The organism is Variovorax sp. 05T418 (assembly GCF_056396385.1).
On record NZ_JBFTLJ010000002.1, the window covers coordinates 120,572 to 138,860 of the forward strand.

The window sequence follows — 18,289 nt, forward strand, 5'->3', positions numbered from 1 at the left end:
CTGCAGTTTGCGGTAATATGTTTCCGTGAACAAGCAGGAACTCATCACCGCCCTGGCAGCCCGGCGCGAAGCCGCGGGTCTCGGCAACGCTGAAATCGCGCAGCGCTCGGGCCTCACCGAACGTTCGGTGCGCAATGCGCTGAGCCTGAAGGGAAATCCGCAGATGTCCTCGCTGCTGGCGCTGGTGGATGCCTTGGGGCTCGAGCTGCAGCTCGCGCCCAAGGGCTTCGGCGAGCGCGCGGACACCGAGCCCGGCTATCGCCCGGTGCCCACGCGCATCGGCAACGCCGTCGGCGCTGCGGCGCCGGCTCCGGCGTCCGGGCCGCGTTCGAAAAAGCCTTCGCCATGAACGTCAAGATCCTCGAGATCTCGCTCGGCGCGCGCCGCTTCGGCAAGCTGTTCCAGTACGCGGACCTCTGCCGCTTCGTGGCGGAGCCCGAACTGGTGGCCGCGCCGCCGCCCGAGGTGCTGTCGCTGTCGATGGTGGCCAGCGATCCTTCCGCGCAGTCGGCACTGTGGAGCGACGTCAAGAACCCGCTCTTCAACGCACAGGGCGGGCAGTTGCCGCGCTTCTTCCAGAACCTGCTGCCCGAAGGCGTCCTGCGCAGCCACATCGCGCAGCTGCGCGGCTGCCGCGAGAACGACCATTTCGAGCTGCTTGCGGCCTGCGGCGGCGACCTGCCCGGCGCGGTGAGCGCGCGGCCGGTCTCGGTCGACCGCGGCACCTTGCAGCGGCTCATCACCCAGGACCAGGACGCGCTCGAAATGTCGGTGGTCGAGCTGCCGATGCCGCAGGGCATCTCGGTGTCGGGCGTGCAGCCCAAGCTCGGCCTGCGCCGGCAAGGCGGGCGCTACGTGGCCCGCACCCGCGCCGGCGCGAGCACGCGCGTGATCGCCAAGCTGCCGGTGGCCGGGCGGCCCCACATGCCGCAGCTGGAAATGCTCTCGCTGCAGATGGCGGGTGCGGCCGGCGTCGAGGTCTGCCATGCCGAACTCGCGCCGCTCTCGGCCATTGCGGCCGAGCACAGCTACGCGCTGCCCGACGAGCCCGACTTCCTTGCCGTGACGCGCTTCGACCGCGAAGGCGCGCGCCGCATCCATTTCGAGGATTTCGCGCAGGTGCTTGCGGTCGACCCGATGCACAAGTACAGCGCCAGCTACCTCGACATGGCGCTGGCGATGCGCGCATTTCCATCGCTGGGCGAGGAAGCGGTGCTCGAACTCGTGCGGCGCCTTGCGGTGAACGACCTGCTCGGCAACCCCGACGCGCATCTGAAGAACTTTGGCGTGCTGTACCCCGACGGCATCGCGCCGCGGCTGGCGCCGGCCTACGACATCGTGGCCTATGCGGCGCTGCAGGGCGTCGACGGCCATGCTCTGCCTCTTCTGCCGGCAACGCCTGGCGAAGCCGCCCCCAGGCGCAGCGCCCTGTTCACGCCCGCCAGCGTGCGCGCCTTCTGCTTCTCGGCCGGGCTGCACGAGCCGCTGGTGCGGCGCACCGTGGCCGACACGGCGCGGCTCGCGCGCAGCCGCTGGCCCGCGATGATCGAGGCATCGGCGCTGCCGGCCGCGTGGAAGAAACGGCTGCAGCAGCGCTTGCAGGCACATCCCTTGCTGCAGGGGATGGCGCGGCGCGGCAAATAGAAAAGCCCGCCCCCTAGAATGATCCGGCCCTTCACTCCTCCACCCTTTCGAGGCAGCAGCAACTCATGAGCTCCATCAATTTCATCGGCGGCGAAAAAGGCGGTGTCGGCAAGTCGGTCACGGCGCGCGTGCTGGCGCAGTACTTCATCGACCACAGCAAGCCCTTCACGGGCTTCGACACCGACCGCTCGCACAGCTCGTTCACGCGCTTCTACGAAGGCTTTGCCTCGCCCATCGTGGTCGACAGCTTCGAGGGCCTGGACACCGTGGTGAATGGCTTCGAGACGAATCCGCAGCAAAGCGTCATCGTCGACCTGGCGGCCCAGACGCTCGCGCCGCTGTCGCGCTGGATCAAGGAATCGGACCTGTTCGACGTGTTCGACGAGCTGGGCGTGGCCGTCAACTTCTGGCACGTGCTGGACGACGGCAAGGATTCCACCGACCTGCTCGGCACGCTGATCGACACCTTCGGCAACCGGCCCAACTACATCGTGGTGCAGAACTACGGCCGCGGCAGCGACTTCGGCATGCTGCTGGCGTCGCAGTCGCTCTCCAAGGCCACCGCGAACGGCGCCCGCGTGATCACGCTGCCGCGCCTGCACGAGGCGAGCATGCGGAAGATCGATGCGCAGAACACCAGTTTCTGGAAGGCCGTGAACGACCGCGAAGGGCCGCATGCGCTCGGCCTGCTGGAGCGCCAGCGCGTGAAGTCCTGGCTGGCGACCGCCTACGCGGCCTTCGACACCCTGCCGCTCTAGCTAGCGCGCCGCGGGCCGGCGAAAAAGCAGCACGAGCAGCAGGACCGCCAGCACCACGAAGGCAATGAACGACCAGTTCGCCAGCGTCAGGCCGAACAGCGACCAGTCGACCTTCGAGCAATCGCCGCCGCCGCGGAAGATCATCGGCAGCGCCCGCTTGAGCGGAAAGGTCTCGATCATTCCGTAGAGGTCGCGCCCGCAGGTCACGACCTCGGGCGGGTTCCACTGGAGCCAGCTTTGCGCCGCCGCCGTGTAGGCGCCGCCGGCCGCTGCCACCAGCGCCAGCACACCGCCCGTGGCCTGCAGGCCGCGGCTCCTGAACACGCCGGCCAGGCCGGTGAAGAGCGCCACCAGCACCAGCGCATAGCGCTGCACGATGCACATGGGGCACGGCTCGAGGCCGACCACGTGCTGCAGGTAGAGCCCGAAGGCCAGCATCAGGACGCAGGCCAGGCAGATCAGCCCATACGCGCGGCGCGGCGCGCCGAAGTACCAATCGATCAAGGGGAAACCCAATCTTCTTCTACGAACACCCGGGCCTTGCGCGGCGTGGCGACGACCGTGTCGCCCTCGTGCAGGCCCAGTTCACGGAACTGTTGCGCAGGGAGTTGCGCCTCGATGATGGTTCCGGAGCCCGGATTATCTCGATTCGTTTCGGTGGGCTCAAGTTCCAGCCGCGCGATCGGGCCGACCACGATGGCGCGCGACAGGGTGGCCACGATGCCGGTGGCGCCGGCGGTGTAGCGCTCCACGGTGAGGTCGTGCGGGCGCACATAGGCCATGGCCTTGGCGTCGCGCGCGCCGCTGTGTTCAGGCGAGTCCAGGCGCATGCCGTCGAGCTGCACCGCGCCATTGTCGGCCCGTCCGTGGAACAGGTTCACATCGCCCAGGAAGCCGTAGACGAACGGGCTCGCGGGCTGGTCCCACACCTCCTGCGGCGAGCCGACCTGCTCGATGCGGCCCTTGTTGATGACCACCACGCGGTCGGCCACTTCGAGCGCTTCTTCCTGGTCGTGCGTGACGAAGATCGAGGTGACGTGCAGCTCGTCATGCAGCCGGCGCAGCCAGCGGCGCAGTTCCTTGCGCACCTTGGCGTCGAGCGCGCCGAAGGGTTCGTCGAGCAGCAGCACCTTGGGCTCGACCGCCAGTGCGCGCGCCAGTGCGATGCGCTGCCGCTGGCCGCCCGAGAGCTGCGACGGATAGCGGTCGGCCAGCCAGTCGAGCTGCACCAGCTTGAGCAGGTCGGTCACCTTCTGCCTGATCTGCGCGTCGCTCGGGCGCTCCTTGCGCGGCTTCACGCGCAGGCCGAACGCGACGTTCTCGAACACCGTCATGTGGCGGAACAGCGCGTAGTGCTGGAACACGAAGCCCACCTGCCGTTCGCGCACATGCACGTCGGTGGTGTCCTCGCCCGAAAAGAGAATGCTGCCGGTGTCGGCCGTTTCCAGCCCCGCGATGATGCGCAGCAGCGTGGTCTTGCCGCAGCCCGAGGGACCGAGCAGCGCGACGAGCTCGCCCGACTCGACGTCGAGGTTCACGTTGTTCAGTGCGCGGAAGTCGCCGAACTGCTTGCTGATGTTGCGGATTTCGATGCTCATGGAATCTCTTCCTCTGCCTTCTTCTGATTTCTCCCTCTCCCCTCGGGGAGAGGGCCGGGGTGAGGGTTGTTCCCCTCACTCGAAGCCTTCTCAAGCCGCCGTGGGCCGCTCTGGCGGCAGCTCCGCAATGGCTTTCATTTCGCGTTCGTGGCGCCACTCGATGACCGACTTGATCACCAGCGTGACCAGCGCCAGGATGGCGAGCAGCGAGGCCACGGCAAAGGCCGCGACCGACTGGTATTCGTTGTAGAGCACTTCCACATGCAGCGGCATGGTGTTGGTCTGGCCGCGGATGTGGCCCGACACCACCGACACCGCGCCGAACTCGCCCATGGCGCGCGCGTTGCAGAGGATCACGCCGTACAGCAGGCCCCACTTGATGTTAGGCAGGGTCACGCGCCAGAAGGTCTGCCAGCCGGTCGCGCCGAGCACGATCGCGGCCTGCTCCTCGTCGGTGCCCTGCGCCTGCATCAGCGGCACGAGCTCGCGCGCAATGAACGGAAAGGTCACGAACACGGTCGCCAGCACGATGCCCGGCACCGCGAAGATGATCTTGATGTCGTGCTCGGCCAGCCAGGGGCCGAGCCAGCCCTGCGCGCCGAACACCAGCACGTAGATCAGGCCCGCCACCACCGGCGACACCGCGAACGGCAGGTCCACCAGCGTGGTCAGGAAGGCCTTGCCGCGGAACTCGAACTTGGCAATGGCCCAGGCCGCCGCCACGCCGAACACCAGGTTCAGCGGCACCGCGATGGCGGCCGTGATCAGCGTGAGGCGGATCGCGCTCCAGGCGTCGGGCTCCTTCAGCGCTTCGATGTAGGCATCGAGGCCCTTGCGCAGGGCTTCCGTCGCCACGGCGGCCAGCGGCAGCACGAGGAACAGGAACATGAACGCAAGCGCAAGGCCGATGAGCAGCCAGCGCACCCAGGCCGATTCGGTGGTGCCGGCCTGCGCGCGGCGGATGACTTTGGAAGGCGCACTCATCTCAAGCTCCCGCGCGCTTGCGCTGCCACGCCTGCAGGCCGTTGATGACCAGCAGCAGGACGAATGAAAGGACCAGCATCACGAGCGCGACCGCGGTGGCGCCGGCAAAGTCGTACTGCTCCAGCTTGCCGATGATGATGAGCGGCGTGATCTCCGAGATCATCGGCATGTTGCCGGCAATGAAGATCACCGATCCGTACTCGCCGATGGCGCGTGCGAAGGCCATTGCAAAGCCCGTGAGCAGCGCCGGCGCGATCGACGGGAAGATCACCTTGGTGAAGGTCTGCAGCCGCGTCGCACCGAGCGAAGTGGCGGCTTCCTCGAGTTCCTTCTCGGCGTCTTCGAGCACCGGCTGCACCGTGCGCACCACGAACGGCAGGCCGATGAAGATCAGCGCAATCACGATGCCCGCCGGCGTGAACGCGAGCTTGATGCCGTGCGGCTCGAGCAGCTGCCCGATCCAGCCGTTGCCCGCGAGCAGCGCCGTGAGCGAGATGCCGGCCACCGCCGTGGGCAGCGCGAACGGCAGGTCGACCAGCGCATCGACGATGCGCTTGCCCGGGAACTTGTAGCGCACCAGCACCCAGGCCACGAGCAGGCCGAACACCGCGTTGACCACGGCCGCGATCAGCGAGGCGCCGAAGGTCAGCCGGTACGAGGCCATCACGCGCGGCGCGGTCACGGCCACCCAGAACTGCTCCCAGCTCAGCGTGAAGGTCTTGAAGACCAGCGCCGAGAGCGGGATCAGCACGATCAGGCTCAGGTAAAGAATGGAGAAGCCGAGCGTGATGTGGAAACCGGGCAGCACGCGCTTGGCGCCCCCTGCCCGGTTGGCACGCGAAAAAGGCGCTCCCGCGGACGGGAGCGCCGAAGAGACAGCGCCGCTCATTTACTTTGCGCCGGGCGTGTAGAGCTTGTCGAACTGGCCGCCGTCGTTGAAGTGCACCTTCTGCGCTTCGCCGAGGCTGCCGAACAGTTCCTGCACCGTGAACAGCTGCAGCGGCTTGAAGGTGGCGGCGTACTTCTTGAGCACGGCCTGCGAGCGCGGGCGCAGCGCGTGCTTGGCGGCGATTTCCTGCGCCTCTTCGGAGTAGAGCCAGTCGAGGTAGGCCTTGGCGAGTTCGCCGGTGCCCTTCTTCTTGGTGGTGCGCTCGACCACGGCCACCGGGTTCTCGGCCACGATGCTGATCGACGGGTAGACCGAATCGACCTTGCCCGAGCCGAATTCGCGCTCGATCGACACCACTTCGGATTCGAAGGTGATCAGCGCATCGCCGATGTTGCGCTGCAGGAAGGCGGTGGTGGCGTCGCGGCCGCCGCGCGCCAGCACCGGCACGTTCTTGAACAGCTTGCCGACGAACTCGGCCGCCTGGGCGTCGGTGCCGCCCTTCTTCTTGACGTAGCCCCAGGCCGCCAGGTAGGCGTAGCGCCCGTTGCCGCCGGTCTTGGGGTTGACGATCACGACCTGCACGCCGGGCTTGACCAGGTCTTCCCAGTCCTTGATGCCCTTGGGGTTGCCGTTGCGCACCAGGAACAGCATGGTCGAGGTGGTGGGCGATGCGTTGTCGGGGAATTTCTTGTTCCAGTCCTTCGCGACCACGCCGGTGTTGGCCAGGAAGTCGATGTCGGTGGTGGTGTTCATGGTCACCACGTCGGCATCGAGGCCGTCGGCCACCGCGCGCGCCTGGGCGCTGGAGCCGCCATGCGACTGGTCGATCTTCACGTCCTTGCCGGTGGTCTTCTTGTAGTTGGCCACGAACGCCGCGTTGTAGTCCTTGTAGAACTCGCGCGCCACGTCGTACGAGGCGTTCAGCAGCGTGTTGCCCTGGGCAAAGGCGCTGCCGCCCGCGAGCGCGGAAGACGCCAGCGCGAGCACGGCGGCAAAGGTCTTGAATCTGGAAGTCATGTGGTTGCCAAGTTTTCTGAAAATTCACGGCCCGCCGGCCAGGCGGCGGGCTCGTCGGTCAGCGACTGGAGCAAGGCGAGGCCGAGCGGCCAGTCTCCGTGCCCCGAGTCGATGTTGATATGCCCCGCATTCTGCATGCGGACAAACTCACTGCCCCAGGCGCGGGAATACGCGCCGGCCAGGCGGATCGGGCAATAGGGATCGTTGCTGCTCGCCACCACGATGCTGCGGTACGGCAGCGCCGCATAGGGCACGGGCGCGAAGTCCGACAGCACGGCCCGGCGCTCCGGATCGGCCGGCGCCACCAGCAGCGCCCCGCGGATGCGCGCCGCCGCCTCGGCCGGCAGGTGCGCCGTGGCGATGCAGCCCAGGCTGTGCGCGGCAATCACCACCGGCCCGGGGCTTTCGAGCACCAGCCTGGCGAGCGTGGCCACCCAGGCCTCGCGCTTGGGCGATGCCCAGTCGTCCTGCACCACGCGCGCCGCGCCCGGAATGCGCTCTTCCCACAGGCTCTGCCAATGGCCGGGCCCGGAGTCGCGCCAGCCGGGCACGATGATCACGGAAGTCTGCATGAAGGCGCTGCCCTGTCCGCTTACTTGTTGGGCTGCGGCGTGATGCGCAGGTAAGGCTTCACGGCCTTGAAGCCCTTGGGGAAGCGCTCCGCCAGTTCGGCCGGGTCCTGGATGCTCGGGATGATGACCACGTCGTCGCCATCCTTCCAGTTCACCGGCGTGGCCACCTTGTGGCTGTCGGTGAGCTGCAGCGAGTCGATCACGCGCAGGATCTCGTCGAAATTGCGGCCGGTCGAGGCCGGGTAGGTGATGGTTGCGCGGATCACCTTCTTCGGATCGATGATGAACACGCTGCGCACCGTGGCCGTGGCCGATGCGTTCGGGTGGATCAGGTCGTACAGGTCGGCCACCTTGCGGTCGTGGTCCGCAATGATCGGGAAGTTGACGGTGGTGTTCTGCGTCTCGTTGATGTCGCCGATCCACTCCTTGTGCTTGGTGGCCGGGTCGACGCTCAGCGCGATGGGCTTCACGCCGCGCTTGGCGAATTCGCCCGACAGGGCCGCGGTCTTGCCGAGTTCGGTGGTGCACACGGGCGTGAAATCGGCCGGGTGCGAGAAGAACACCACCCACGAATCGCCGGCCCATTGGTAGAAGTCGAGGGGGCCTTCGCTGGAATCCTGGGTGAAATTGGGGGCTGTGTCGCCGAGTCGCAGGGTCGCCATGGTCGCTCCTTGGGTGGATGGGACCTGGGATTGTGCGAAGTGCAGCTTCAATGCCAAACGAATATCTACTTGTTTGGTTATGGCGTTTTTCGCATAAGCGGCGCCGATCCGGCTAATACATGCCCGATTGGCTCCCGCTCATGTGCTCCGCCAGGAAGTCGATCAGCTGGCGAACCGCCGGCACCAGGGCGCGGCGCTGCGGAAAGACCATGTGCGCGATCACCGGCGCCGGCCCCCAGCCGGGCAGCAATTGCACGAGCCGGCCCGCCTCCACGTCGGCGCGGCACATGTAGCCCGGCAGCAGCGTCGCGCCTACGCCCTCGAGCGCGACCATCTGCAGCGTCACGAGGTCGTCCGCCACACAGCGCGGCGTGTGGACGTGCACGTGAATCTCGCCGTTCGGCCCCTCGAGCCGCCATTCGCTGCGGCCTTCGCCGTTGGCCGACATGGCCGTCGTCGGCAGCCGCTCGAGGTCGGCCGGCGTGCGGACCGGGCCCACGCGCTGCAGCAGCTCCGGCCGGGCCACCAGCACGGCGCGGCTGGTGCCCAGCACCTTGGCCACGAGCGTGGTGCTGTCCTCAATGGCGGGGCGCACGCGCAGCGCGATGTCGATGCCCTCCTCGATCAGGTCCACCGGCCGGTTCATGACGCGCAGGTCCACGCGCACCGCAGGGTAGCGCTCCATGAAGCGCGGCAGCAGCTGCGCGAGCCCGCTGTGGGCGACGGTGATCGGGCAGCTCAGGCGGACCGTGCCGCAGGGATCGGTGTGCACCTGCGCCACCGCCTCGGTCGCGGCCTGCGCCGCGTCCCGCACGGCGGCCGAATGCCGCAGGAAGATCTCGCCCGCCGGCGTGAGCGACAGCCGCCGCGTGCTGCGCTGCATCAGCTGCACGCCGAGCCGGTCTTCCAGCTCCGCCACGCGGCGCGACAGGCGCGACTTGGGAATGCCGAGCGCGCGGCTGGCCGCGGCAAAGCCGCCGCGCTCGGCCACTTCGGCGAAGAAAACCATGTCGTTGAGGTCTTGCATGCGCCGATTGTCCTGCATGTGGAACGATGTAGTCAAAATTTGGCTACTTATCAGAGACTCGCACCAAAAATAGAATTACCCCATCGCCGGCCACCTTTGAGCGCCGACCTCCACACGAAAGTGATCGACCATGAAGCTGCTCCACATCGACTCCAGCATCCTGAGTGCCAATTCGACCTCCCGCCTCCTCACGGCAGAGATCGTGGCGGCCTGGAAAGCCGCGCATCCCGACACCAAGGTCGAGTACCTCGACCTTGCCGCCAACGCGCCCTCGCACTTCGGCGCCGATGCCCTGGGCATCAAGACCGGCGTGCAGGCCCAGCCGACCGAAGCCCAGCAGCGCGAGAACGCGCTCTCGGAACAGCTCGTGAGCCAGTTCCTGGCTTCCGACGTCATCGTGGTGGGCGCGCCGCTGTACAACTTCTCGGTGCCGACCCAGCTCAAGGCCTGGATCGACCGGCTCGCGCAAATCGGCCGCACCTTCAAGTACACCGACAAGGGCCCCGTGGGCCTGGCCGGCGGCAAGACCGTGATCGTGGCGTCCAGCCGCGGCGGCATCTACTCGACCACCGAAGGCGGCCAGGCCGCGGAACACCAGGAGAGCTACCTGAAGGTGGTGTTCGGCTTCTTCGGCATCACCGACGTGCGCTTCGTGCGTGCCGAAGGCGTGGCCATGGGCGATGCCACCAAGGCCGCCGCACTGGCCGCGGCACGCGCCGACATCCTTGCGGCCACGGCCGAAGCCGCCAACCAGCAGGACGTGGCGCAGGCGGCCTGAGCCTCGGTTCCATCCCAAAAGCAAATGCCGCCCCCGGGGCGGCATTTTCATTGGCGGGCTCAGGGACCCAGGCCGTCTCAGGCTGCCGCGTGGCTCTTGATCCAGGCCACGTACTTGTCCATCCAGCCCTGCAGGAACTTCTTCGTGCCTTCATTGCCGATGTGGCCCTTGTCGTCGAACAGGTCGTCCTTGAACTGCAGGAAGATCTCCGGCGCGCCCAGGGTCGGAACGTCGAGATAGGCCAGCACGTTGCGCAGGTGCTGCTGCGCCAGCGCAGTGCCGGTGGCGCCCACCGAAATGCCCACCACGCCCGCGGGCTTGCCGGCCCAGGCGCTCTGCCCGTAGGGGCGCGAGGCATGGTCGATCGCATTCTTCAGCACGCCAGGCACCGAACGGTTGTATTCGGGCGTAACGAACAGCAGGCCCTGTGCCGCCACGATCTCGGTCTTGAGCCGCTTCACCGAAGGCGCCTGGTTGCCGTCGTCGTCCTGGTTGTACAGGGGCAGGTCGTCGATGCGCAAATGCTCGAAGGTGAAGTCCGGCGGTGCAAGGTGCGCCAGCGCAAGGGCCAGCTTCTGGTTGAACGAATCCTTGCGAAGGCTGCCGACGATCACGGCAATTCGGGTCTGGCTCATGGATGAAGCTCCTTGAAATGTAGAAGGGACAAAAAGGATTGGCGCGGGCAATTATGCGAAGCGTCCAAGACCTTTTCCAGAAAAGCTCTTCGGCCCCGCCCTGGCTTTGCGGCATGCGCAGCAGGCTTGCGCAATCGCGTGCATCATCGCCCGAGCCCTTTGGTTCCAGGAGCAGTTCACGATGCGATTTCTGATGGTGGGTGCCGGTGCACTCGGTGGTTATTTCGGCGGCCGGCTGCTGGAGGCGGGACGCGACCTCACTTTTCTGCTGCGCCCGCGGCGGGCGGCGCAGATCGCGAAGACCGGTCTGGTGGTGCACAGCCCCTTCGGCAACCTGCAGCTGCCCTCGCCGCCCCACGTGCTGGCCGAAGACATCCGGGCGCCGTTCGACGTGGTCGTGGTCGGCAGCAAGGCCTACGACCTCGACGCGACCATGGCGTCGTTCGCGCCGGCCGTCGGCCCGGACACGGTCATTCTTCCGCTGCTGAACGGCATGAGCCACATCGACCGCCTGGCCGAGCGCTTCGGCAGCGAACGCGTGCTCGGCGGCCTGTGCATGATCTCCGCCACGCTGGACGACGAAGGCCGCGTGCTGCACCTGAACGACATGCACGGCCTTGCCTTCGGCGAGCGCGCAGGCGGACGCTCGGCGCGGGTCGACGCCATTGCCGCGCAGTTCGCGGGCGCGAAATTCGACGCCACGCTGAGCGAGAACATCTCGCAGGACATGTGGGAGAAGTGGGTCTTCATCGCCTCGGCGGCCGGGCTCACGAGCCTGATGCGCGCCTCCATCGGCGACATCGCGAGCGCGGGCGGCCAGGACGTGGCGCTCGCGATCTTCGACGAATGCTGCGCCATCGCCGCGCACAACGGCTTCGCGCCGCGCCCGGCAGCCGTCGAGCGCGGCCGCGCCATCATGACGGCGCCGGGCTCCCCGATGACCGCCTCCATGTACAAGGACATCGTGCGCGGCGCGCCGGTCGAGGCCGACCACATCGTGGGCGACCTGCTGGGCCGCGCGCCGGCCGCATCTTCTTCCTGTGCGCCTTCGGTGCTGCGCACGGCCTACGTCCACCTGAAGGCCTACGAGGCACGGCGCGCCCGCGAAGCGGCCTGACGGGGCTTTCCGCGCGATGAACGACGCCATCGCCTTCCTCCACACGGCGCAGGTCCATGTGCCGACCTTCGAGCGCCTGACCCGCGAGATCGCGCCCGAGTTGGAGGTGCGCCACCTGGTGATGGAGGAACTGCTGCACGAAGCCCGCGCCGTGGGCATCGACAACCCGATGCTGGCCGCGCGCGTGCACGAGGCCATGCGCGAGGCCGCCTCCGAGGGCGCCGCCGTGGTGGCGTGCACCTGCTCGACCATCGGCGGCATCGCGGAAAAGACCCCGACGGGCGGCGCCTTCGCGGCCCAGCGCATCGACCGTGCGATGGCCGACCGCGCCGTGCGCGCCGGCCCGCGCGTGCTGATTGCGGCGGCGCTCGAAAGCACGCTGGAGCCGACCACCGCGTTGCTTCTTTCGGCCGCCGCGCAGGCCGGCGTCGGCGTCCGGCCGAGCACGCTGCTGGTCGCCGAGGCCTGGCCGCACTTCGAGGCCGGCGACAGCGCCCGCTACATCGAGATGCTGGCCAGCGCGATCCGCAGCGCCGCCATCGGCGCCGACGTGGTGGTGCTGGCGCAGGCCTCGATGGCCCCTGTCGCGGATGAACTGGCAGACCTCGGCATCGAGGTGCTCGGCAGCCCCGGCCCGGGCGTGGCGCATGCCGTGGCCACGCTGCGCGCCTCGCGCTCGGCGTGGGCGCCCTGAGGCGCTACTGCGGCTACTCCGACTTGAGGATCGTCTCGCCCTTCAGTGCGCCCATGTCTCGGATGTTGAAGCGGTGCCGCTTCCAGCCGGCCCAGGTGCGGCGCAGGTGGGTGATCGAGATGAAGTAGTAGAGAAACTTGAACATGCCGAGCGCGCGCCAGATCGGCGTGCCGCGGTAGATGTCGCCGGCCAGCAGCGACATCAGCCCCTCCTTCACGCGGAAGGGATTGCCCGGGTGCATGAACATGTCGCGGATGGTCGGGTTGGTCACGCGGTAGATGAACCATGAATACTCGCGCGGCCCCTTGCGCATCATGGCCTCGAAATTCTCGCGCACAGGCGCCAGTTCGGCTGGCCGGTCGAGCGCGGTGGCCACCAGCCCGGCGCCGTCGAAGGCGCTGTGCATCGCCAGGTACACGCCCGAAGAGAACATCGGGTCGATGAAGGTGAAGGCATCGCCCAGCATGAGGTAGCGGTCGCCCGTGGCGTGCGTGCTCGAATACGAGAAGTTGCCGGTGGCATGCACCGCATCGTCCACCAGCGTGGCGTGCTTCAGCCGGTCCACCAGCACCGGGCACAGCGCGATGGTGTCGTAGAAGAAATCTTTCAGCGGCTTGTCGCGTGTCTTCAGGTAGTACGGCCAGCAGACCGCACCGACGCTGGTGGTTCCGTCGGCCAGCGGAATGAACCAGAACCAGCCGTGCGCAAACCAGCAGATGCTGATGTTGCCTTCCTTCTTGCCCTCCAGCCGCTCGGCGTTGGTGAAATGGCCGAACAGCGCCGTGCTGTTGTGGTCGGGGTTCTTTTCCTTGCAGCGGAATTTGTTGGCCAGCAGCGTGTCGCGGCCCGTGGCGTCGACCACGAAGCGCGCGCGCCAGCTGCGCCTGGCGCCGTCGTCCATCTGGGCCTGCACCGTGGCGCCATCGGCATCGAAGGCCACGTCGCGCACCTTGCAGCCTTCGAGCGCCTGCGCGCCGCGCGCGGCGGCATTGCGGAACAGCAGCTCGTCGAGCTCCGAGCGGCGCACCTGCCAGGCCGAATCGAGCGACTTGTCCCAGCCTTCGGCAAAGTCCACGTAGCTGCGGTGCTCATGCTCGGGCGAGACGAACTCGATGCCGAACTTGGGCATGCCGATCTTCTCGACCTGGTCGCGCACGCCGAGCCTGTCGAACAGTTCCACGTTCGCGGGCAGCAGCGATTCGCCAATGTGAAAGCGCGGATGGTGCTCCTTCTCGAGCAGCACCACCTTGCGGCCCTGCTGTGCGAGCAGCGCCGAGATCGTGGAGCCCGCGGGGCCGCCACCGATCACGAGCACGTCGCAGGACTCGTCGGCCGCCGGGGGCGCGGAAGAAATGGAGGAAGTGGCTTGAGGCAATGACATGCGAAGGCAAGCTACATAGTTGACAACGGCCAAGCATAGCGCGGCCGAAGCCGGCCGCCCCTTGGTGCCGTTCCTATGGCGCGTTCGCCTTCGGCGCGTTCTGCAGGCTGGCCTGCGTCACGCTCGCGCCCGCGGGCACGTCGTCGGTGATCCACACATTGCCGCCGATGACCGCGCCCTTGCCCAGCGTCACGCGCCCGAGGATGGTGGCGCCGGCGTAGATCACGACGTCGTCCTCCACCACCGGGTGGCGCGGCAGGCCCTTCTGCAGGTTGCCCTCGGCATCGGTCGGAAAGCGCTTGGCGCCCAGCGTGACGGCCTGGTACAGCCGCACGCGCTTGCCGATGACCGCCGTCTCGCCGATCACCACGCCCGTGCCGTGGTCCATGAAGAAGCCCGCGTCGATCTGCGCGCCGGGGTGGATGTCGATGCCGGTCTGCGCATGCGCGAGCTCGGCCACGATGCGCGCCAGCAGCGGCAACTCAAGCTTGTAGAGCTCGTGCGCCAGCCGGTGGTGGATCATCGCGAGCACGCCCGGATAGCACAGCAGCACCTCGTCGACGCTGCGCGCCGCCGGATCGCCCTGGTAGGCCGCGAGCACGTCGGTGTCGAGCAGGCGGCGCAGGCCCGGCAGCGCGTTCGCGAACTGGCGGATGGCCTCGGCGGCGAGGCCGTCGACTTCGTTCGAGGGGCGCGGCTCGTGGCGGGCGTTGTAGTTGAGCTCCAGCCGCGCCTGCACCAGCAGCGCCTGCAAGGCGGTGTTCAGCGTGTGGCCGACATAGAAGTCCTCGCTCTCATGGCGCAGGTCGGGCGGGCCGAGCCGCATCGGGAACAGCGCGCCCTTGAGCGATTCGATGACCTGCGCCAGCGCATCGCGCGACGGAAACTCGCGCGTGCCGGGCTCGCGCGAGCGGCGCTGCGAATCGCGCCATTCATCGCGCGCGGCGTGCAGCGCGCGGACGATGCCGCCTACTTCGAAATTGGCCATGGCTTTCTCTCCGGGCGTTTTGTACATCACACTGTAGAAGCCCGCGGCCGATGTGCCAAGAACTGAAAACCCGGCTGCTGCAAGCGGAAAAACCCCGGCGCCAACACGGCGCCGGGTTGTTCGCAAGCTTGAGGGTCCGTCAAAGCTTCGCGATCGAAACCTCCGTCGACTTCACGAGCGCGACCACGTCGGAGCCCACCTTGAGCTGCAGCTCGTCGACCGAGCGCGTGGTGATGACCGAGGTGACGATGCCCCAGGCGGTTTCGACGTCGACTTCGGAGACGACGTCGCCGCGGATGATCTCGCGGACCTTGCCCTTGAACTGGTTGCGGACATTGATGGCTTGGATGGACATGGTGTTTCTTTCTCTTTGAGGTTGAAGGAAGGGTTCAGGCATGAGGAACAGGGGCAAGGCGGTCACCCGGCTGCGGCAGCGAGCGCCTGGTCGAGGTCGGCGATGAGGTCGTCGATGTGCTCGATGCCGACCGACAGGCGCACGGTGTCTTCCGTGACGCCGGCCCGTGCCAGCTCTTCGGGCGAGAGCTGCCGGTGCGTGGTGGAGGCCGGGTGCGTCGCCAGCGAGCGGACGTCGCCGATGTTCACGAGCCGCGTGAAGAGCTTGAGCGCATCGAGGAACTTCGCCCCGCCCTCGCGGCCGGCGCCGATGCCGAAGGTCAGCACGCCGCTGGACCGGCCGCCGAAGTACTTCTTTGCCAATGCGCGGTCGGGGTGGTCCTCGAGCGCCGCGTAGTTGACCCAGTTGACGGCCTTGTGCGTCTTCAGGTGCTGGGCCACCGAAAGCGCGTTGCTGCTGATGCGGTCCATGCGCAGCGCCAGCGTCTCGATGCCCTGCAGGATCAGGAAGGCGTTGAACGGCGAGATCGCCGCGCCCGTGTTGCGCAGCGGCACCACGCGCGCGCGGCCGATGTAGGCGGCGGGGCCCAGCGCCTCGGTGTAGACCACGCCGTGGTAGCTCACGTCGGGCTCGTTCAGACGCCGGAAGCGCTGCTTGTGTTCGGCCCACGGGAACTTGCCCGAATCGACGATGGCGCCGCCGATGCTGGTGCCGTGGCCGCCCAGGTACTTGGTGAGCGAATGCACCACGATGTCGGCGCCATGCTCGATGGGCCGGCTCAGGTACGGCGAAGGCACGGTGTTGTCCACGATCAGCGGCACGCCGTGGCGGTGCGCGATCTCGGCGATGGCCGCAATGTCGGTCACGTTGCCGGCCGGGTTGCCGAGCGATTCGACGAACACCGCCTTGGTCTTCTCGTCGAACAGCTTCTCGAAGCTTGCGGGATCGCGGTGGTCCGCGAAGCGCGTGGTGATGCCGAACTGCGGCAGCGTGTGCGCGAACAGGTTGTAGGTGCCGCCATACAGCGCGGTGCTGCTGACGATGTTGTCGCCCGCCTCGGCAATGGTCTGGATCGCATAGGTCACGGCCGCCTGGCCGGAAGCCAGCGCGAGTGCCGCGATGCCGCCCTCGAGCGCGGCCACGCGCTGTTCGAGCACGTCCTGCGTCGGGTTGTTGATGCGGGTGTAGATGTTGCCCGGCACCTTCAGGTCGAACAGGTCGGCGCCGTGCTGCGCGCTGTCGAAGGCATAGGCCACCGTTTGATAGATGGGCGGCGCCACGGCGCGCGTGGTCGGCTCGGGCGAGTAGCCGGCGTGCACCGACAGGGTTTCGAATTTCCAGTTCTGCGACATGCGACTGCCTTTCTTCTTTGTGGATGAACGATGGATTCAGATCGCCCAGCGCAGCGTGTGCGCCGAGGGCTGCAGCCAGTTGGCGTCCGCGGCGGCGGATTCGGCCTCGCCGGGCTTCTGCAGCACGCGGTCGAGGATGCGTTTCTCGATGGCCGCGAACGCCGGGTCGCCCTGCGAGCGCGGCCTGGCGAGCGCAATGTTCTCGTCGAGCGCGATGCGCCCGTCCTCGATCAGGATCACGCGGTCTGCAAGCGCCACGGCCTCCTGCACGTCATGCGTCACCAGCAGCGCGGTGAAGCGGTGGCGCTGCCACAGGTTCTCGATGAGACGATGCATCTCGATGCGCGTGAGCGCGTCCAGCGCGCCCAGCGGCTCGTCGAGCAGCAGCAGCCGCGGGTGGTGCACCAGCGCCCGTGCGAGCGCCACGCGCTGGCGCTGGCCGCCCGACAGGCGCGCCGGCCATTCGTTCTCGCGGTCGGCCAGGCCCACCTGCGCGAGCACCTCCTTGCCGCGCGCCTTGGCCTCGGCGGGCAGGCCGAGCGTCACGTTGTCGAGCACGCGGCGCCAGGGCAGGAGGCGCGCTTCCTGGAACATGATCCGGGTGTCGTCGTGCAGGCCGTCGATGGCCTTGCCGTCCGTGTAGAGCCCGCCGGCGCTGGCCTTCTCGAGCCCCGCAACCAGCCGCAGCAGCGTGCTCTTGCCGCAGCCGCTGCGCCCGACGATGGCGATGAACTGCCCCGGCTCGATGGCGAGCTGCGTGTTGCGCAGCACCTCGCGTTCGCCATAGCGCTTGTGCAGCCCGCGCGCCTCCAGGCGCACGCCGCCCGCAATGGCCAGCGGCCGTGTGTCTTTCAGAACAGCATTCATGATGATTTCAGGCCCGGTTGGAAGAGCGCCACGTCGAGCGCGTTGATCTTTCTAGGCAGCAGCTTTTCCGCGAAGAAGGCATCGGCAATGCGCTGCTGTTCGGCCAGCGCCTCGGCCACCACCGGGCGCACCGCGTAGCTGCGGCGGGCGTTGGCCTGCTCGATCGTTGCCGCGTCCAGGCCCCACACGGGCGACAGCAGTGCCGCGGCCTCCTTCGGGTTCTGCTTGACCCATCGGCCGGTTCGCTCGAGCTCGGCATAGACCACGCGCAGCACGTCCGGGCGCGCCTTCGCGAACTTGGTGCTGGCGAGGTAGTAGCGCTGGTACGAGGCGATGCCCGTGCCATCGGCCAGCACGCGCACCCTGGCCTGGCGCTGCGCGGCCGCCAGGAACGGGTCCCACACGACCCAGGCGTCGATGGCGCCGCGCTCGAAGGCGGCACGGCCGTCGGCCGGTGTCAGGTAGGCGGGATCGATGTCCCTGAACGACAGGCCGGCCTTCTCCAGCGCCGCGATCAGCAGGTAGTGCGCGCCGGCCGCCTTGGCGAAGCCGACCTTCTTTCCCTTCAGGTCGGCCACCGACCGGAGCGGCGAGTCCTCGCGCACGAGAATGGCCTGCGCGGCCGGCGACGGCGCTTCCTGCGCGACAAAGGTCAGGTCGGCGCCGGCGGCCTGCGCGAACACCGGCACGGTGTCGGCCACGTCGGCACTGATGTCCAGGTTGTCGAGGTTCAGCGCCTCGAGCAGCGGCAGGCCGCTGGTGAACTCGTGCCAGCTCAGCGTGGCGTTGAGCGGGGCGAGCTGCTTTTCGAGCGTGCCCTGCACCTTCAGCAGCGCGATCAGCGTCGAGGACTTCTGGTAGCCGAGCCGCACGGTAAGGGGCCGCGTGGCCCCGCCCTGCGCAAACGCGGCACCGGCGCCCAGTGCGCCCAGCGTGGCGATGGCCGCGCGCCGCGAAATGATGTTCTTCAT

Annotated in this window: 21 protein-coding genes; 6 read left to right on the plus strand and 15 right to left on the minus strand. The window is 67.8% G+C overall.

The window, feature by feature from the left end; all coding sequences use genetic code 11:
• The first annotated feature begins 25 nt into the window (after positions 1–25).
• The 3 genes from AC1DMS_RS03865 to AC1DMS_RS03875 all read left to right on the plus strand — a co-directional run bounded on the left by AC1DMS_RS03865 (position 26) and on the right by AC1DMS_RS03875 (position 2,402).
• Positions 26–349, plus strand: a complete 324-nt coding sequence (locus AC1DMS_RS03865; protein WP_436044102.1) for a helix-turn-helix domain-containing protein — start codon at positions 26–28, stop codon at positions 347–349.
• On the plus strand, positions 346–1,644 hold the full coding sequence (locus AC1DMS_RS03870) for a type II toxin-antitoxin system HipA family toxin (RefSeq protein WP_062366826.1): 1,299 nt from the start codon (positions 346–348) through the stop codon (positions 1,642–1,644). Before AC1DMS_RS03865 ends, AC1DMS_RS03870 begins: the two co-directional genes overlap by 4 nt.
• Before the next feature lie 65 nt (positions 1,645–1,709).
• Positions 1,710–2,402 (plus strand): P-loop NTPase family protein, encoded by a 693-nt coding sequence (locus AC1DMS_RS03875; RefSeq protein ID WP_012748058.1) that lies wholly within the window; start codon positions 1,710–1,712, stop codon positions 2,400–2,402.
• Here the strand turns inward: AC1DMS_RS03875 and AC1DMS_RS03880 are convergent, their stop codons facing one another.
• The 8 genes from AC1DMS_RS03880 to AC1DMS_RS03915 form a co-directional block, all read right to left on the minus strand.
• A complete protein-coding gene (locus AC1DMS_RS03880; protein WP_278874385.1) occupies positions 2,403–2,906 on the minus strand; it encodes a disulfide bond formation protein B in 504 nt (167 codons plus the stop codon).
• A complete protein-coding gene (locus tag AC1DMS_RS03885; RefSeq protein WP_478180690.1) occupies positions 2,903–4,000 on the minus strand; it encodes a sulfate/molybdate ABC transporter ATP-binding protein in 1,098 nt (365 codons plus the stop codon). Before AC1DMS_RS03885 ends, AC1DMS_RS03880 begins: the two co-directional genes overlap by 4 nt.
• Positions 4,001–4,090: 90 nt before the next feature.
• Positions 4,091–4,984, minus strand: coding sequence for a sulfate ABC transporter permease subunit CysW (gene cysW, locus AC1DMS_RS03890; RefSeq protein WP_018904514.1), 894 nt, complete (start codon positions 4,982–4,984; stop codon positions 4,091–4,093).
• Position 4,985: 1 nt separating this feature from the next.
• Entirely contained in the window at positions 4,986–5,873 is an 888-nt protein-coding gene (gene cysT / locus AC1DMS_RS03895) for a sulfate ABC transporter permease subunit CysT (protein WP_278876238.1), read from the minus strand.
• Positions 5,874–6,890, minus strand: coding sequence for a sulfate ABC transporter substrate-binding protein (locus AC1DMS_RS03900; RefSeq protein WP_412511041.1), 1,017 nt, complete (start codon positions 6,888–6,890; stop codon positions 5,874–5,876). It abuts the gene before it with no gap.
• Positions 6,887–7,462 carry an RBBP9/YdeN family alpha/beta hydrolase gene (locus AC1DMS_RS03905; RefSeq protein ID WP_012748064.1) on the minus strand — a complete coding sequence of 192 codons (576 nt, stop codon included), beginning with the start codon at positions 7,460–7,462 and terminating at the stop codon, positions 6,887–6,889. The genes AC1DMS_RS03900 and AC1DMS_RS03905 overlap by 4 nt, the downstream gene beginning before the upstream one ends.
• Positions 7,463–7,482: 20 nt before the next feature.
• The gene (locus tag AC1DMS_RS03910; protein WP_012748065.1) at positions 7,483–8,124 is read right to left on the minus strand and encodes a peroxiredoxin; all 642 of its coding nucleotides are present in this window, start codon (positions 8,122–8,124) and stop codon (positions 7,483–7,485) included.
• 112 nt (positions 8,125–8,236) lie between these two features.
• Positions 8,237–9,151, minus strand: a complete 915-nt coding sequence (locus AC1DMS_RS03915) for a LysR family transcriptional regulator (protein WP_418145376.1) — start codon at positions 9,149–9,151, stop codon at positions 8,237–8,239.
• 130 nt (positions 9,152–9,281) lie between these two features.
• Between AC1DMS_RS03915 and AC1DMS_RS03920 the strand changes: the two genes are divergently transcribed.
• Complete coding sequence (locus tag AC1DMS_RS03920) at positions 9,282–9,929, plus strand: FMN-dependent NADH-azoreductase (RefSeq protein WP_018904518.1); 648 nt, start codon at positions 9,282–9,284, stop codon at positions 9,927–9,929.
• Between the two features lie 77 nt (positions 9,930–10,006).
• Here AC1DMS_RS03920 and AC1DMS_RS03925 read toward each other — a convergent pair whose 3' ends face one another.
• The gene (locus tag AC1DMS_RS03925) at positions 10,007–10,564 is read right to left on the minus strand and encodes an NADPH-dependent FMN reductase (RefSeq protein WP_012748068.1); all 558 of its coding nucleotides are present in this window, start codon (positions 10,562–10,564) and stop codon (positions 10,007–10,009) included.
• Positions 10,565–10,745: 181 nt separating this feature from the next.
• On the opposite strand from AC1DMS_RS03925, the gene panE reads away from it, so the two are divergent.
• The gene (panE, locus tag AC1DMS_RS03930) at positions 10,746–11,681 is read left to right on the plus strand and encodes a 2-dehydropantoate 2-reductase (protein WP_278876246.1); all 936 of its coding nucleotides are present in this window, start codon (positions 10,746–10,748) and stop codon (positions 11,679–11,681) included.
• A gap of 16 nt (positions 11,682–11,697) precedes the next feature.
• Positions 11,698–12,375, plus strand: coding sequence for a hypothetical protein (locus AC1DMS_RS03935; protein ID WP_018904520.1), 678 nt, complete (start codon positions 11,698–11,700; stop codon positions 12,373–12,375).
• A gap of 13 nt (positions 12,376–12,388) precedes the next feature.
• Here the strand turns inward: AC1DMS_RS03935 and AC1DMS_RS03940 are convergent, their stop codons facing one another.
• The 6 genes from AC1DMS_RS03940 to AC1DMS_RS03965 form a co-directional block, all read right to left on the minus strand.
• On the minus strand, positions 12,389–13,756 hold the full coding sequence (locus AC1DMS_RS03940) for an NAD(P)/FAD-dependent oxidoreductase (RefSeq protein ID WP_018904521.1): 1,368 nt from the start codon (positions 13,754–13,756) through the stop codon (positions 12,389–12,391).
• A gap of 73 nt (positions 13,757–13,829) precedes the next feature.
• Positions 13,830–14,744, minus strand: a complete 915-nt coding sequence (gene epsC / locus AC1DMS_RS03945; protein ID WP_436044107.1) for a serine O-acetyltransferase EpsC — start codon at positions 14,742–14,744, stop codon at positions 13,830–13,832.
• Positions 14,745–14,883: 139 nt separating this feature from the next.
• Entirely contained in the window at positions 14,884–15,099 is a 216-nt protein-coding gene (locus tag AC1DMS_RS03950) for a TOBE domain-containing protein (protein WP_007829250.1), read from the minus strand.
• A gap of 62 nt (positions 15,100–15,161) precedes the next feature.
• Positions 15,162–16,451, minus strand: coding sequence for an O-acetylhomoserine aminocarboxypropyltransferase/cysteine synthase family protein (locus AC1DMS_RS03955; RefSeq protein ID WP_436300112.1), 1,290 nt, complete (start codon positions 16,449–16,451; stop codon positions 15,162–15,164).
• A 36-nt stretch (positions 16,452–16,487) separates the two neighbouring features.
• Positions 16,488–17,318, minus strand: coding sequence for an ATP-binding cassette domain-containing protein (locus AC1DMS_RS03960; RefSeq protein ID WP_018904524.1), 831 nt, complete (start codon positions 17,316–17,318; stop codon positions 16,488–16,490).
• Complete coding sequence (locus tag AC1DMS_RS03965) at positions 17,315–18,289, minus strand: aliphatic sulfonate ABC transporter substrate-binding protein (protein WP_018904525.1); 975 nt, start codon at positions 18,287–18,289, stop codon at positions 17,315–17,317. Before AC1DMS_RS03965 ends, AC1DMS_RS03960 begins: the two co-directional genes overlap by 4 nt.